Genomic DNA, 15258 nt, shown 5'->3' with positions numbered 1-15258 from the left:
TTAATAATTACGGGTATCAATCCCCCATAATAGTTTATTTCTCAAAGTAGTTAGATAGCTTTCTTCATTTAAACGAACCAGATTGACATGAAAATCGGCCTTATTGAGCCTGATTTTCACCCCCTTATCTACTGTTTCCGTTCTGGAATCACAAGACACGAGAAACTTCGCACTTCTGGCCTCTACTTCAAAAGTTAAATTAACATGATCAGGAATAACTAAAGGGCGGACATTCAAGTTATGCGGCGCCACCGGCGTGATGACGAAACTTTGGGAGCTGGGAAAAATAATAGGTCCACCACAGCTCAAAGAATAAGCCGTAGAGCCCGTAGGCGTTGCAATGATCAACCCATCTGCCCAATAGGAGTTGATAAATTCATTATCCATGTAAGCATTGATGAGCATCATGGCAGAATCATCCCTGCGGTGAATGGTAATGTCATTCAAAGCAAAGTTCTCCTCACCAAAAAGGTTATTCTCTGATTCAATTCGCAGTAAACTACGCTTATCCAGGGAGAACTCTTTATTTAAAAGCGCTTCAATCGCTTTCCTGATATCGTCTTTATTTACACTGGCCAGAAAACCCAAACGGCCAAAATTAATCCCTATAACCGGGATCCCGGAGTTCCTGACTAACGCCAGTGTGTCCAGCAAAGTACCGTCACCTCCTAAACTGATCAACAAATCAGCCTGGCCAACTAAAGAGGCACTGTCATTAAATGTAGCAATGGATTCGGGTAGAATTACTTTGCCGATAACAAAGTCGTAAAACTTTTCAAATACAATAGGTTGGATTTGATGTTCTTCAAGTGAATCAAACACTTCCTGAACAAAAGGCAGAACGGTTGCACTAAACTCCCGTCCGTAGATAGCAATTCTCATTATACGTTTAAGTAATTCATGAAGGAATTATACCGGTCTTCCGTACCCTGGTTGGTAGCGGTACTATTGAAAACTGCTTTAACCTCATAGTCATAGCGCTCAAAAGAAGAAATGATACCGGATAGTTCCGTTTTATTTATTTTTAAGGTAACCTCCAGTTTGGTTGAGTCGGGGAAAGATTGCACATATGAAGAAAGAATCTGCGCATTATCTGCCTCCACAATTTGCGCCATGTGCGACAAAGAATTATTTCTGTTACTGATTTCCAGCACAATGATTCCGCCCGGTTCTTTTACTGCATATATCTCTGAAGTATAAGCAATCAGGCTATGGATAGAAATGATACCCATGTAATGTTTGTTATGATCCAACACCGGCACAATAGATAAATTGAGCTGGTTAAATAACCGGATCACCTCATATATATGGGTATCGGTGTAAACGAAAGGATGGATAAGATTTAAAGAAGAATGCGTAAGGGTTTGCGTTACATCCCTAACTTCTATAAGGTCATCTTCTGTAACCGTACCCAGGTAATGATTACCTTTTACAAGGGGCAGGTGAAAGAGTTTAAAATCAGAAAGACGCTCCAATGCCAGCTGCACAGTGTCAGTACCCCTTAATGGGGGAATTGAGTTCGATATGAGTGCAGAGGCATACATTATTTCAAAAGTATTCTATTTAAAAATTTATTCAAATATTCATTAAAAGCTTCTGGCTGCTCCATCATCGGCGCATGACCACATTTATCTACCCAGTTTAATTCAGAGTTAGGTAATAACTCATGAAACTCTTCAGCCACATCGGGTGGCGTTACTTTATCCTGCAGCCCCCAAATTAAGGAAACAGGGATGGTGATCTTTGACAAGTCTTTCGACATGTTATGGCGGATTGCTGATTTCGCTAATGCCAAAATCCTGATCACTCTCGAGCGTTCGTTTACAGTTTTAAAAACCTCATCAACTAACTCTTTGGTGGCCGTAGCAGGGTCATAAAACGTAAAGGCCGTTTTCTCCCTGATGTATTCGTAACTCTCTCTTTTAGGGAAAGAACCACCAAAAGCATTTTCATATAAGCCAGAACTACCTGTCAATACCAGGGCTTTAACTTTTTCCTGGTGTGCATAGGTAAAAACAAGGCCAACATGACCTCCAAGTGAATTACCAATCAATACCACCTGGCTCAGTTTCTTAAACTTTAAGAAACGATATACATATTTCGACAAACTCCTTACCCCTAAAGTTAATAAAGGCAATTCATATATGGGCAAAATTGGAACAATTACACGATAACGATCTTTAAAATAATCGATCGTATGCTCCCAATTACTTAATTCACCCATTAAACCATGAAGTAATACCAGTGTTTCTCCCTCGCCTTCTTCTATATACTTAAACCCATTATCTTCTATTACTTCGTATTTCATACTTATTTTTGGATGTGCTACTAAGTTAGTAGACATATGTTAATTATAGGCAATTAAGACGTCTTTTTTTCAAAAAAAGCATCATTTTTATTTAAAGCACAATTTATGCCAATTGCGTTTTTACAATTTCGGCAATTAATTTACCATCTGCCTTGCCCGCAAGTTCTTTATTAGCAAGACCAACAACTTTACCCATATCTTTCATCGAACCGGCACCAGTTTCTTTAATTATTTTGGATATAATTACCTCAACTTCAGCTTTATCCAATTGCTTCGGCAAAAAAGCACCAATCACTTCAATTTCCTCATCTTCCACTAAAGCCAAATCCTCACGACCTTGTTGCTTGTAAATATCCGATGATTCCTTGCGTTGTTTAATTAATTTTTGAAGGATCTTTAATTCGCCATCTTCAGTTATTTCTTCCGAAGATCCTTTTTCTGTTCTAGCTAATAAAAGTGCCGCTTTAATCGCTCTTAAACCACGCAATTGTGCTTGATTTTTAGCCAGCATGGCTTTTTTTATTTCCTGGTCTATAGTATTTGATATCATCATTTTATTTTTTCTTTGTTATCGTTGCTGAAGCCTGGGCTGTGGGCATAATCAGCATATCATTGATATTAATATGTGCGGGCCTGCTTACCGCAAACCAAATGGCATCGGCAATATCCTGTGCCATCAAAGGCTCAAAATTCTGGTAAACCGCTTTTGCACGTTCTTCATCCCCCTTAAAACGAACCAGGGAGAATTCTGTTTCCACCATCCCCGGGTTAATCGCTGTTACTTTAATGCCATGCGGAAGTAAGTCCATTCTCATTCCTTTATTCAGCGCATCAACGGCATGCTTTGTGGCGCAATAGACATTCCCATTGGGGTAAACTTCCTTTCCGGCAATAGAACCAATATTGATGATATGGCCGCTTTCCAACGGGATCATCCAGTTGGAAACAATCTTTGTTACATATAAAAAGCCTTTTACGTTCGTGTCAATCATCGTATCCCAGTCATCTGTGTCACCTTTATCAATAGGATCAAGTCCCTGGCTTAAACCTGCATTATTGATTAAAACGGATACTTTTTTCCATTCTTCAGGCAGTGCTTCGAGAATGGTATTCAATTCTATTTTGTTTCTTACATCCAGTACGAGTGGCATCACCTGCACTGCATAAGTGTTCTGCAGCTGGGTGGATAATTGGTGTAACCGATCCGAACGCCTGCCTGCTATAATCAATTGATAACCTTGCTGGGCAAATAAAGTGGCACAGGCCTCGCCTATTCCTGAGGTAGCCCCCGTAATGAATGCAATTTTTGATGTCATAGAAATTAATTTACTGAATATATAAACTAAATGTGACGTTTCTCAACATCAGCTTGTCAATAGGTTGTGAAAAAAGACTATTATCCTGACTTAGTATATTGTTTAAAGAGGAAGAATATTTAATTTCTGGCGACAGCTTAAAATATTTAAGGTACAGGTCAAATCCCATTCCTGCTTCATAAGAAAAATAACTTTTACTGTTTTTTAACATCTTTTCCAGGGGCACTTTATCGGCATCGTTATTTCGCTTTCCAGAAGATATATCAGCACTGTATTTTAAACCACCGACTAAATAAGCACCGAAATTATGCAGCCTTGTTGACTTTAGTTTCATACTCAATGGAAACTCAATCAGCGATGCTTTTACCTCCCGGTCTATAAAATAAGATGGAGTGCCATCAAGGTTTATTCCCACAAAATTATGAAAACCATACTTGATCTGCCGGTCGGCTAAAGTCAGCGTAGGCACCAGCCTGAGCTCTACATTTTCATGTATATTTTTACTTATTCCCAATCCAACAGCAAAGCCTGAAGTCACCGGTGATCTCATGGAAGCTAAGGAATGTTGCGAGTCTGCACCCGGAAACACGCTGTATTGTGAAGTTACATATTGCAGGGTATAGGTGAAATGTATAGCCTCGAAATCATCTTCCCAACCCCAATTCTGGGCGCGGACTGAATTAAAAAAGAAAAGACAGGACAGCAGTAAGTAAATTCTTTTATTCATGAGCGCCAACAATATAATTTCAGTCTATTTAATTCCGGTATAAATGGAGCAGATCCCAAAAGTAAGTGACCTGTGTTTGCTCGCTTTAAATCCTATTTTATTCATCAGGGTCGTAAATGCCGGTCCATCTGGAAAAGCCGCTACTGATTCGGGAAGATAGGTATATGCACGGGAATCTTTTGAAAATAATTTACCAAATACAGGAAGTATATGCCGGAAGTAAAAATTATAAGCCTGTTTAACAGGGAATTTCTGTGGCTTTGAAAACTCCAGGATAACGATTTTGCCCTCAGGTTTCAATACCCGGTACATATCAGCAAGCCCTTTTTCAAGGTTTTCGTAATTACGGACACCGAAGGCGACAGTAATGGCATCAAAATGATCATTTTCGAAGTTCAGACCTTCAGAATCGCCGGTTTGAACAGAAAAAACCGAACCGAGGTTACGCTCTTCGATCTTTTTTCGCGCCACATTGAGCATGCCCTCAGAAATATCCACCCCAATGATCCGCTCCGGCTTCAGGATTTTGATGGCTTCAAAAGCAAAGTCGCCCGTACCTGTTGCCACATCAAGCATCACCCTTGGTTTTATGGACTTCAACTCCCCTATGGCCATTTTACGCCATATAATGTCTATCCCCAGGGAAAGAAAATGGTTTAGAAAGTCGTAGGTTTTCGAAATATTATTGAACATATCTGCCACCTGCTCTTTCTTGGTCGCTGATTTTGATTGGTATGGTGTTATATTTTCATTCATGGTTGTGCCGCAAAGATAAGTATTGTTGAAAACTAATTTTCTACCTTTGTAAAATGATTATAAAATCAGCAACATTCGTGTGTAGCAATACAAAGCTTGCACCATTACCGGTTGCCAATATGCCGGAGTATGCATTTATTGGCCGTTCTAACGTTGGAAAATCCTCACTGATCAACATGTTAGTTAATCAGCACGGACTGGCAAAGACCTCACAAAGACCGGGTAAAACCCAGTTAATCAACCATTTTTTAATAAACGAAAAGTGGTATATCGTCGATTTACCTGGCTATGGTTATGCTAAAGTATCGAAAAACAGCCGGGAGAAATGGGAAAAATTTATCCGGAACTACATCACAAAAAGAGAAAGTCTGCAATGTGTATTCGTATTGGTGGACAGTCGCCTCGAGCCGCAAAAGATCGACATTGAATTCTGCTGCTGGCTAGGTGAGTGCCAGGTGCCCTTTGCGCTGATTTTTACAAAAGCCGACAAACAATCTGCTGTAAAAACAGATCAAAATGTAGCGCAGTTTAAAAAAGAACTGCAAGGCTGGTTTGAAGAAATACCACCTTATGTGGTCAGCTCAGCCGAAAAAGGACAGGGCCGGGATGAGATCTTGCAGTTCATTGATGATGTCAACAAGAATTTTGTAATGCCTGTTTTAGCGCCGAAAGAAATTCCGGAATAATAGGAATAAGGAAATATACATGAAGAAATATTTTTCGCTTGTGCTTTTTGCACATTCCATTTTTGCCCTGCCATTTGCTTTAATCGGTTTTTTTCTTGGCGTTATCACTACGGATGCCCCTTTTCAATGGCATTTATTTCTACTGGTGCTCTTGTGTATGGTTTTTGCCCGCAATGCTGCAATGGCTTTTAACCGCTACCTGGATAGAAATATTGATGCAAAAAACCCGCGCACCAGTATGCGTGATATTCCCGCAGGAAAAATATCTGCTAATGAAGCGCTGATTTTTGTCATCCTCAACTGTGTTTTATTTGTCATCACGACAGCCTTTATCAATAATCTCTGCCTGTACTTATCCCCCATCGCTTTATTCGTGGTGTTATTTTACAGCTACACCAAAAGATTTACCGCCTTATGCCATATGGTTTTAGGGCTGGGCTTATCGTTAGCCCCTATCGGTGCTTATATTGCTGTCACCGGTTATTTTGATATTGTGCCTGTTCTTTACTCTTTTGCAGTATTATTCTGGGTAAGTGGTTTCGACATTATTTATGCCCTGCAGGATGAAGATTTCGACCGCGATGAAAAACTGCATTCCATACCCGCAGCAATGGGTATTAAAAATGCGCTGAAACTTTCTGTGGTACTCCATGTTTTTTCTGCACTTTGTGTCATTATCCCTGTGTTTTTTATCCCATTTAGCTGGATCTATTACATTGGCATCGCCTTCTTTTGTGCTGCACTCATCTACCAGCACCTGCTGGTTAAACCTCATGACATCAGTAAAGTCAATAAAGCATTTGCAACCACCAATGGTTATGCCTCAGTGGTTTTTGCCATTTGTTTTTTATTAGATGCCTATTTCAGAACTAATTTTTAAATTTAAACCTTATGATCGATTTGAACATACCGAAAAAGAAACGGAATTATGTCCCACAGGAGCTGGAAATGAAATGGGATGTGTTGGAGCCGATGTTAAGTGAATTGCTGGCCAGGCAAATCAATAATGTGGCTGAGCTGGAATCGTGGCTTAAAGATAAAAGTGAACTGCAGGCGGCTTTGGAAGAAGATTTTGCCTGGCGATATATCAAAATGACCTGTGATACGGCCAATGAAGCATTGGTGAAAGATTTCCAATACTTTGCTACGGAGATAGAACCCCGTATTGCGCCTTTAAATAACGACCTGAATCAAAAACTGGTAGCTAGTGCTTATGTTGACGAACTTGATCAGGATAAATACTTTGTTTACCTCCGTGGCGTAAGAAAAGCACTGGAGATTTACAGGGATGAGAACATTGAACTGTTTACAAAAATACAGGTTACCCAGCAGCGTTATCAATCCATTACCGGGGCAATGAGCGTTACCCTTAACGATCAGGAGTATACCCTGGAACAGGCCGCTAATTTCTTAAAGGACACCAACCGTTCTGTTCGTGAAGAAGCATGGAAAACCATTCAGCAGCGCCGACTTGTCGATAAAGACGAGCTGAATCAGTTATTTGATGAACTGATAACGATGCGCAACCAGGTAGCGTTGAACGCCGGTTTTGAGAACTTCCGCGATTATATGTTTCAGGCCCTCGGCAGGTTCGATTACAGTCCGAGAGATTGTTACGATTTCCATGAAGCTATAGAAAGCGAAATTGTACCTATATTAAAAGAGCAGGCTGAAAAGCGTGCCGAATTGTTGGGTCTTGAAGTTTTGAGGCCATGGGACCAGGAGGTCAGCACCAGCGGCAAGCCTGCTTTAAAGCCTTTTAAAGATGGACAGGAGCTGATCGACAAAAGTATAGCCTGTTTCAACGTCATTGATCCTAAATTGGGTCAGATGCTGTCGATAATGAAAGCTAATCAATTATTTGATGTGGAAAGCCGCAAAGGAAAGGCACCAGGAGGCTATAACTATCCGCTGGCAGAAACCGGTGCTCCTTTTATTTTCATGAATTCGGCCAATTCTTTAAGAGACCTGACTACAATGGTTCATGAAGGCGGCCATGCAGTGCATACTTTCTTAACTGCCAATCTGGAACTGAATGATTTTAAACATTGTCCCTCGGAAGTAGCTGAACTCGCTTCCATGAGCATGGAACTGATGTCGATGGATCATTGGGACCTCTATTTTGATAACGAAGAAGATCTAGTCAGGGCAAAAAAAGAACAACTGCAAGACGTTTTAAAAACCCTGCCATGGGTGGCGGTGATTGACCAGTTTCAGCACTGGATTTACACCAATATTGGCCATACGGCTGCTGACCGCGAAGAAGCCTTTAAGCAAATCTACACCACTTTCGGCGGTGGATTTTCTGACTGGGAAGGTCAGGAAGCGATGTTTGGCAATCTGTGGCAAAAACAACTGCACCTTTTTGAAGTCCCTTTTTATTATATAGAATACGCAATTGCCCAATTGGGTGCTATAGCTATCTGGAAAAACTTTAAGGAGAATCCTGAAAAAGCATTGCGCCAATATTTAGATGCACTGGCATTGGGCTATACCAAACCCATGAATGAAATTTATGAAACTGCAGGCATCAAGTTCGATTTTAGTATTGACTATGTTAAAGAGCTTGCTTCCTTTGTAAAAAATGAACTGGACAAGTTAGCATAGTTTCAATCCATTTTTTTATGTTTGAAAACACTAAACGGAATAACCATAATTTATGCTCGAAAAGCTCTTAAGAAAGAAGTCAATCCCGAAAATACTGGCTGACGCGGAAAAAGGATATGGCGACCACGAACCTTCCCTCAGTAAAACGTTAGGTGTAAGAGACTTAACCGCATTTGGAATTGCAGCCATTATTGGTGCAGGAATTTTCAGCACGATTGGTAAAGCCAGTGCAGACGGAGGCCCTGCGGTCATCTTTCTTTTTATTTTCACGGCAATCGCCTGTAGTTTTGCAGCTTTTGCCTATGCAGAATTTGCATCCATGGTACCGGTGTCTGGTAGTGCTTACACTTATTCTTATGTTGCTTTCGGCGAATTGGTAGCCTGGATCATTGGCTGGTCCCTCATCATGGAATACGCCATCGGTAATATCACCGTGGCCATCTCCTGGTCTGATTATTTTACCGGGCTGATGTCCTCCATCCGGATTCCGGCGCTGGATATCAATGGAATTCATTTACCAGATTGGATGACCATGGATTACCTCAGTGCCTACAAAGGCCATCAGCATGCTGAAGCGCTGATCAATGCAGGAAAAAGCTTTAACAATTTAGATGAAGCAACCCGCCTGGCCAATAATGCCTGGATAACAGCTCCAAAAATAGGTAACTTTCATTTGGTAGCAGACTTACCCGCACTGGCCATTATTATTTTCATTACCTGGTTGGTTTACAGGGGCATGAAAGAATCAAGAAATGCCAGTAATGCCATGGTAGTGGTTAAACTTGCCGTTATTTTACTGGTTTTAGCTGTGGGTGTTTTCTATGTAGATACAGCCAACTGGGATCCATTTGCACCAAACGGCGTAAGTGGTGTGCTTAAAGGTGTATCAGCTGTATTTTTCGCTTACATCGGCTTTGATGCCATCTCTACCACCGCAGAGGAATGCAAAGACCCCCAAAGGGATTTGCCCAGGGGCATGATGTGGGCCATTATCATCTGTACCGTTTTATATGTGGCTATAGCTCTTGTGTTAACAGGGATGGTTAACTCCAGTCTCCTGGCAGTAGGTGATCCCCTGGCATTTGTATTCGACCAGGTGGATTTGAAAATGATCAGCGGCATTATTGCTGTCAGTGCCGTATTTGCCATGGCCAGTGTTTTATTGGTTTTCCAAATGGGGCAACCGCGTATCTGGATGAGCATGAGCCGTGATGGTCTTTTACCGAAGTCATTTTCCAGGATACACCCTAAATACAAAACCCCTTCTTTTGCAACCATCGTAGTGGGTTTTGTAGTGGCTGTGCCTTCCTTATTCATGAACCTGACGATCGTTACTGATTTATGTTCCATAGGCACTTTATTTGCTTTTGTAGTGGTATGTGCAGGGGTACTGGTACTGCAGAACAAACCCGATGTCCAAAGAGGAAAGTTTAAAATTCCTTATGCCAATGCTAAATATTTTGTCCCGCTATTATTTGCGGCCATGTTATTTGCGGCTTTCACTACCTTTAAAACGGAAAGCAATAATTTCATATTCAATACAGACAAGGCTTATGAACCTGCGGTATTCGTTACTTCTTTGGATGCTGCTGAATTAAAATCGGTGCAAAATCAAATCATTGAGAACCAGAGCCGTGTGAATATCATTTCAAGAAACCCGGATGCCGAAGCCTATTTGCGCAAGCTGGAGGCCCCAGCTTACCAGAAATTTCTGGACGAGTCAACGGTGAATGCCGATAAAAAATATGATAGTGGCTGGAGTTTGTTTATGCATAAAATACCAATGTGGATCTTCATCATCCTTTGTGGGGTAATCTGTTATTATAGCATTGTGAAAAACCTGAGCCTGATCCCTGTTTTAGGCTTATTAAGCTGTCTTTACATGATGTGCGAACTCGGTATATCCAATTGGATCGGTTTCGGGATCTGGCTGCTGATCGGCCTGGTGGTTTACTTTTTATATGGCTATAAACACAGTAAGCTAAATCAAAAAGAACCTTCCCCATCGTTAGATGTTAAATTGTAAGGTTATTTATCGCTTCATCACTGTTAAAAAAACTTAAGCTTATCCTTGATCGCATATACGCTATTACATTGGCTTTTTGTTTTTCAATGAAGGGAAAGAAGTAAATACAGCATTTTATATCAAATGCGGTTTTGTGCTGGCCTCAGTTATACTGCAAAGTGTTTTATCAAGGCGTGAACGAGTGTTAACTATGTCTTCTTAGTATAAGCCAATGATCACTATTGACTTAACTTGATAGAAGCTGAGGTATCCCTTATAAAAATAATCGCATCAAAATCTACACCCGGCTTAATCGGTAATGGTTTTGGCTCCTGCCTGTTAGCGTATATATTCGTGATCAAGCTAGTGGTTCCTATGAATGGGCTCTGCTGAGGAAAAGGGAGAAAAAATGTTTTGTACCTAGCTTGAGCAAGCATATTAGACAAACTGTTAGCCTGCGCTTGAAAAGTAAGCATCTCAAATTCACCATCATGCAATACATTAACCATCCCTTTGAAAGTGTCAAAACCAATTGCGTAAAACGCATTCCCAAAATGCTGGTTTAAGTATGAACCCATTGCCAGAGAGTTAGAGATCGTGTCTTTCAACATATGCACGTTATGTGTCCAAACTATAGTTTTACTTTTCCTAACTTTATAAGATCTAATGAGATTCTCCGTCATTAATTTATCACGGGTATAGGGGTCGCCCCAGTAATCTTCATGGTCCATACCCATTAAAACCACCTTATCTTCCGTCACCTTGCCTTTGTTGTATTGTCTTATCCGTTCAAATAGGTTAAATATTTCTTCCGTACTATATAAATACATATGCCGCATAAGCTCCCTCAAGTTACCTTCTCCGGTCTGTAGGTATATATTAATTGGCGCCATTGTAGCTTGCGGACTTTCAAAGCAAAGCAATTTAAATTCGCATTTGTTGATGAGATATTCTATAATCCGCGCTTTTTGAAGATAAAATTCCCGAGTGCCATGGGAAGCCTCCCCTAGTCCGACTATGTTTTTACCTTTTAATTCTTTGGATAAAAACAACAGGTCCTTGTTCGTAGCGTCTGATTTTAATTCGTAGGCGTTTTTATTCACCCAACTCAGTGAAACCTGGCCAGTGGCCGTAAAAGCAAATAACAGGAGGAAGATAAAAGATATCCTAAATTTTATCCAGTGGATTGAATATACGTTTTTCATTTGAGAATAATTTGTTTTAAAGGTGATGAAGCTATCATAAGCTTATATTCATTGCTATTTGTAAGCTGCAAGCTTATGATGGTTTCAGAGGTTTTAGTTTAGCGGTTTCTAATAGATGTCGCACATAACAGAATTCCATAATTCCTGCGAATACTTCATCAACTAAACCAATTTTTGTGTAACCTTGGCACATGAAAAAAATTATACTCTCCCTTACTTTATTTATGGCAGCTACTTGTACCTATGCCCAAAAAGACAGTTTGGCAAATGCCATTGAAATGCGATCAGCAGCCCTGGGTCATAATGGGAACAATGAAATTAAAGTAAACTTGCTTTACCTGGTTTTAGGCTTGCCAGAAATAAGTTATGAAAGACTAATTTCAGATAATATGGGCATCGGCTTATCTGCAACAGTAGCTGTTGATGACCAGGGCTTGAGGCACGCTTTCCTGGCGAGTTACCGTTTGTATTTCGGCAACAAAAAAGCCAATGGTTTTTTTATTGAAGGCAATATGGGCGTAGTTTCTGAGGAAGAACACAATTATTTTTATACCCCCGACTATAATGGCAACTATCAAGTCACCGAAAGTAACCACACCTATTTTGGTTTGGGTGCTGCCGCAGGTGCTAAATTTTTGACAAGAAACGGATTTCTTGGAGAAGCTTACTTGGGTGCGGGAAGACTTTTAGGAGAAAGCCAATCGGAGTATTATCCAAGAATTGGCATTACCATCGGGAAAAGGTTTTAAAATAGGGAGTGATACGGTAGGCATCTTCTATCTTTGCGAAAAAATTAAATAGCAGATATTTAAACGCCAGAGAATGGAAAACCTACAAATAGCGCATTTACAAAACGAGCTGAAAGAACTAAGGAACGAGCTTCGTTTCCATAAATTATACCAGAGCCTGTCCTCCCTGGATGATATAAAGCTATTCATGGAAGCTCATGTATTCGCTGTATGGGATTTTATGTCATTGTTAAAAGCACTGCAAATTAACCTCACTACGGTAACCCTACCTTGGATACCGAGAAAAAATCCGGTCCTGGCAAGGTTTATCAATGAAATCGTACATGGCGAGGAAAGCGATATCAATGAATTGGGTGAGCCAAGAAGCCATTTCGAGATGTATCTGGAAGCAATGCAACAACTAGGAGCCGATACCACTGCAATTAATGCGTTTGTTAAATCGATAACGGGTGGAGAGACTGTAGATCGTGCAATGGAGCTCATTGAATTAAACCCAGAGGTAGGAAACTTCATGAGCCATACATTTGAAGTAATCGCCACTCAAAAACCTCATTTGGTTGCCTCTTCATTTACATTTGGCAGAGAGGACCTCATTCCTGATATGTTCATCGAGATTTTAAAAGGATCAGATCAGGAAAACAAAAAATATACTAAACTACGCTATTACCTGGAAAGGCACATAGCGGTAGATGGAGGTGAGCATGGTCCGTTATCTTTACAAATGATCACAGAACTATGTGGCAACGATTTAGAGAAATGGGAAGAAACATTAGAGGTTGCTAAAAAATCACTTCAACAGCGATTAAAATTATGGGATCACATAGCCGGGAAACTGGCGGTAACCTAAATTTCAGAAGGTCACGATGAACGACTTAATTACAGCAATAATAGCAAGTTAGGTTGCCATAATAAGCCTAGCGCTTACTATGGCAATCTGTTTAATTCAATATCATCAGGGGCCACAAAAATCAACGGTACTTTTTCTACATCAACATAACTGGTATCCAAACCAAAACCACTCTCTTCAGATAAGCTTAGCTTTTTCAGAATGAAGTAGTATTTAAGAATGTATTCATCGTAAAAGCTTAAAGAAGTAAACTTGGCCAGGTGTTTTTCAATCAATACAAACCTGAAATCGCCCGTAATTTTATGTTTCTTTAAAGAAGTATACTGACTGGTGATATCAACCTCGCCATTTTTCACCAGCTCTTCCACTACTTTCCGGTATAAAAGATTCACCCTTTGCTCCTCCCTGAAACCTAATCTAAAATCAATCCGGATCAATTTCCCCGGTATCAAAAAGGTCACCTTATAATCACTGGCATAAGGTTGATCCAACACATCTACATGCACCAGCCAATAGATATCAGCACGCTTAGGTTCTTTTTGAATAATAGAATAAATGATCTTGGCTTCTATTTCTGTTTTGAAGTTTGCACTGGTTAAATAAACCAGTTGTGAGGAGAATTTAGGCACTGATTCATCTTTACTCAGTTCTTCAATGATCTGATAGTAATCTTCAATCTCCACATATTTAACAAAACGGTTTTTGATCTTCCTGGAAGCATACCAGCTCCACATCACTGAAAATAAGACGGCACCGATCATCAGTGTCACAAAACCACCATGCAAAAACTTAGTCATGTTACCGGCAAGGAAAGCAATCTCCAATACGCCATAAACGATCAGGAACAAAGCAATGATATAGTTCGGCACCCGCTTTAGGTACATGTAAACAGCCACCAGAATGGTGGTTGCCAAGAAAGTGAAGTTGATGGCCAGGCCATAAGCCCCCTCCATATTCACAGATTTTTTAAACAGCAATACCATGCCTATACACCCGAAACAAAGCAACCAGTTGATGGAAGGCACATAAATCTGCCCTTTTTGATCGCTCGGGTAATTGATGCGCACTTTTGGCCACAGGTTCAAGCGTACTGCTTCAGATATTAAAGTAAAGGAGCCAGTAATCATGGCCTGACTAGCAATAATAGCGGCAATTGTAGCCAGGGCAACCATGGCCAGTAAGTATTGTTCTGGTACAATTTCGAAAAACGGGTTTATATCAGCAGTGTATTCCGGATGCTGCAGCAGCCATACCCCCTGCCCCAGGTAATTTAATATCAAGGTCACTTTTACAAAAATCCAGCTCACCCTGATGTTTTTTCTGCCGCAATGACCCAAATCTGAATATAAGGCCTCAGCACCAGTGGTACATAAAAACACACCTCCCAAAATCAATAGGGCTTCAGGATTGGTGGTCAGCAAATGATAAGCATAATATGGGTTTAAAGCTTTTAAGATGGAATAATCCTGGGCTACATAATGAAGACCCAGAAGAGCCAAAGTTGTGAACCAAAGGAACATAATCGGACCAAAAAATTTCCCAACCAGGTTAGTTCCAAATTGTTGAATGACAAAAAGGATGACCAGGATAGCGATAACCACAGGGATGACCTGGAACCAGGGAAACTTGAGTTGCAAGCCTTCTATGGCAGATGTGACAGTAATACTGGGTGTGATCATGCCATCGGCAAGCAAGGCACAACCGCCGAGGATGGCGGGTACGACCAGCCATTTGGCTTTTTTCCGGACCAACGAATAAAGGGATAAAATACCGCCTTCACCCTTGTTATCTGCCCTCAAAGTAATTACCACATACTTTATGGTGGTCTGTAAGGTTAATGTCCAAATGATACAGGATAAAGAACCAAGAACCAGTAAAGTTGAAATGGGTTGTCCGGCGTCATTGACGGTTTTAAATATTGCCCGCAGGGTATATAATGGGGACGTACCGATGTCTCCATATACAATTCCTAAACTAATGAGTAAACCTGCAGCTGATAATTTGTTAATCTTTTTGTGATCTGGCACTTCTGTAGTGGATAACGGTGTGTGT

The 15258-nt window shown here is 40.6% G+C and carries 15 protein-coding genes; 6 read left to right on the top strand and 9 right to left on the bottom strand.

What is annotated here, in order from left to right:
• The 7 genes from WG905_RS10845 to ubiE all read right to left on the bottom strand — a co-directional run bounded on the left by WG905_RS10845 (nt 1) and on the right by ubiE (nt 5107).
• Nucleotides 1-882: an NAD kinase gene (locus WG905_RS10845; RefSeq protein WP_339591732.1), complete on the bottom strand. Its 882-nt coding sequence runs from the start codon at nt 880-882 to the stop codon at nt 1-3.
• Complete coding sequence (locus WG905_RS10840) at nt 882-1544, bottom strand: CBS domain-containing protein (RefSeq protein ID WP_339591731.1); 663 nt, start codon at nt 1542-1544, stop codon at nt 882-884. Before WG905_RS10840 ends, WG905_RS10845 begins: the two co-directional genes overlap by 1 nt.
• Nucleotides 1544-2308, bottom strand: a complete 765-nt coding sequence (locus WG905_RS10835) for an alpha/beta fold hydrolase (protein ID WP_339591839.1) — start codon at nt 2306-2308, stop codon at nt 1544-1546. Before WG905_RS10835 ends, WG905_RS10840 begins: the two co-directional genes overlap by 1 nt.
• Before the next feature lie 103 nt (nt 2309-2411).
• Nucleotides 2412-2858: a GatB/YqeY domain-containing protein gene (locus WG905_RS10830; protein WP_339591838.1), complete on the bottom strand. Its 447-nt coding sequence runs from the start codon at nt 2856-2858 to the stop codon at nt 2412-2414.
• 4 nt (nt 2859-2862) lie between these two features.
• Nucleotides 2863-3624, bottom strand: coding sequence for an SDR family oxidoreductase (locus WG905_RS10825; protein WP_339591730.1), 762 nt, complete (start codon nt 3622-3624; stop codon nt 2863-2865).
• 10 nt (nt 3625-3634) lie between these two features.
• Nucleotides 3635-4351, bottom strand: a complete 717-nt coding sequence (gene porT, locus WG905_RS10820; protein ID WP_339591729.1) for a type IX secretion/gliding motility protein PorT/SprT — start codon at nt 4349-4351, stop codon at nt 3635-3637.
• Nucleotides 4352-4375: 24 nt separating this feature from the next.
• Complete coding sequence (ubiE, locus tag WG905_RS10815) at nt 4376-5107, bottom strand: bifunctional demethylmenaquinone methyltransferase/2-methoxy-6-polyprenyl-1,4-benzoquinol methylase UbiE (protein ID WP_339591728.1); 732 nt, start codon at nt 5105-5107, stop codon at nt 4376-4378.
• Nucleotides 5108-5160: 53 nt separating this feature from the next.
• On the opposite strand from ubiE, the gene yihA reads away from it, so the two are divergent.
• From yihA to WG905_RS10795, 4 genes are read left to right on the top strand one after another with little or no spacing between them, the layout of a single operon-like run.
• Nucleotides 5161-5793 (top strand): ribosome biogenesis GTP-binding protein YihA/YsxC, encoded by a 633-nt coding sequence (yihA, locus tag WG905_RS10810; RefSeq protein WP_339591727.1) that lies wholly within the window; start codon nt 5161-5163, stop codon nt 5791-5793.
• A 19-nt stretch (nt 5794-5812) separates the two neighbouring features.
• Nucleotides 5813-6673 carry a UbiA-like polyprenyltransferase gene (locus WG905_RS10805; RefSeq protein ID WP_339591726.1) on the top strand — a complete coding sequence of 287 codons (861 nt, stop codon included), beginning with the start codon at nt 5813-5815 and terminating at the stop codon, nt 6671-6673.
• An 11-nt stretch (nt 6674-6684) separates the two neighbouring features.
• Entirely contained in the window at nt 6685-8400 is a 1716-nt protein-coding gene (locus WG905_RS10800; protein ID WP_339591725.1) for a M3 family oligoendopeptidase, read from the top strand.
• Nucleotides 8401-8452: 52 nt separating this feature from the next.
• The gene (locus tag WG905_RS10795; RefSeq protein WP_339591724.1) at nt 8453-10426 is read left to right on the top strand and encodes an amino acid permease; all 1974 of its coding nucleotides are present in this window, start codon (nt 8453-8455) and stop codon (nt 10424-10426) included.
• A gap of 218 nt (nt 10427-10644) precedes the next feature.
• Here the strand turns inward: WG905_RS10795 and WG905_RS10790 are convergent, their stop codons facing one another.
• Entirely contained in the window at nt 10645-11610 is a 966-nt protein-coding gene (locus WG905_RS10790; protein ID WP_339591723.1) for an erythromycin esterase family protein, read from the bottom strand.
• 191 nt (nt 11611-11801) lie between these two features.
• Between WG905_RS10790 and WG905_RS10785 the strand changes: the two genes are divergently transcribed.
• Both WG905_RS10785 and WG905_RS10780 read left to right on the top strand, forming a co-directional pair.
• Nucleotides 11802-12359, top strand: coding sequence for a hypothetical protein (locus WG905_RS10785; protein WP_339591722.1), 558 nt, complete (start codon nt 11802-11804; stop codon nt 12357-12359).
• Nucleotides 12360-12432: 73 nt separating this feature from the next.
• Nucleotides 12433-13206, top strand: coding sequence for a DUF3050 domain-containing protein (locus tag WG905_RS10780; RefSeq protein ID WP_339591721.1), 774 nt, complete (start codon nt 12433-12435; stop codon nt 13204-13206).
• Nucleotides 13207-13283: 77 nt separating this feature from the next.
• Here WG905_RS10780 and WG905_RS10775 read toward each other — a convergent pair whose 3' ends face one another.
• Complete coding sequence (locus WG905_RS10775; protein WP_339591720.1) at nt 13284-15233, bottom strand: KUP/HAK/KT family potassium transporter; 1950 nt, start codon at nt 15231-15233, stop codon at nt 13284-13286.
• Between the last annotated feature and the right edge of the window lie 25 nt (nt 15234-15258).

The sequence above is a fragment of the Pedobacter immunditicola genome (genome assembly GCF_037482985.1).
Taxonomy (GTDB): Bacteria; Bacteroidota; Bacteroidia; order Sphingobacteriales; family Sphingobacteriaceae; genus Pedobacter; species Pedobacter immunditicola.
The sequence above is the reverse complement of the archived record's forward strand: the minus strand, read 5'-3'. Positions and strand labels throughout refer to the sequence as shown.